The organism is Bartonella queenslandensis AUST/NH15 (genome assembly GCF_000312585.1).
Lineage (GTDB): Bacteria > Pseudomonadota > Alphaproteobacteria > Rhizobiales > Rhizobiaceae > Bartonella > Bartonella queenslandensis_A.
This window is the reverse complement of record NZ_HE998178.1, coordinates 1-395: the sequence shown is the minus strand read 5'-3', so window position 1 is coordinate 395 and position 395 is coordinate 1. Positions and strand designations below refer to the sequence as shown.

The 395-nt window shown below is 42.8% G+C and carries 1 protein-coding gene; it reads right to left on the bottom strand.

The annotated features are described in order from the left end of the window. Positions 1–153: 153 nt before the first annotated feature. A partial coding sequence (locus BN338_RS09790; RefSeq protein WP_039761910.1) for a class I fructose-bisphosphate aldolase occupies positions 154–395 on the bottom strand: 242 nt, incomplete at its 5' end.

Sequence of the window (395 nt, the reverse complement as noted above, 5' to 3'; positions counted from 1 at the left end):
AATCCAGAAATTGCTGAACCCAAAAAAATTTGTATTCTTTATCAAGAAGCATAAACCATGCAAAAGCTTGTGCATTTTGATTGCCCTTCTTGCTAAGCAAAGCATCTAGGACAATCACCACACACCCTTATGGGAATTCAACTCTATGACAATTCAAGCGCTCACCTTTTCCTGCTCTTTTGTCCATTGTCCTAAAGCCGCAAGATGATTCATTCGAGCACGATGACGAAATGCCTTTTGTGCAACAGCAATATTTTCATCTTTTCCAGCCCATGCTTTTAAAGCAGCTGCTTGCAATGCGCGTCCGTAGGAAAAGGTCAATTTCCAAGGCAATGGCCCCATAGAATTCATGGCCGATAAATGCGCCGTTGCTTCTTGATCAGATTGCCCTCCAG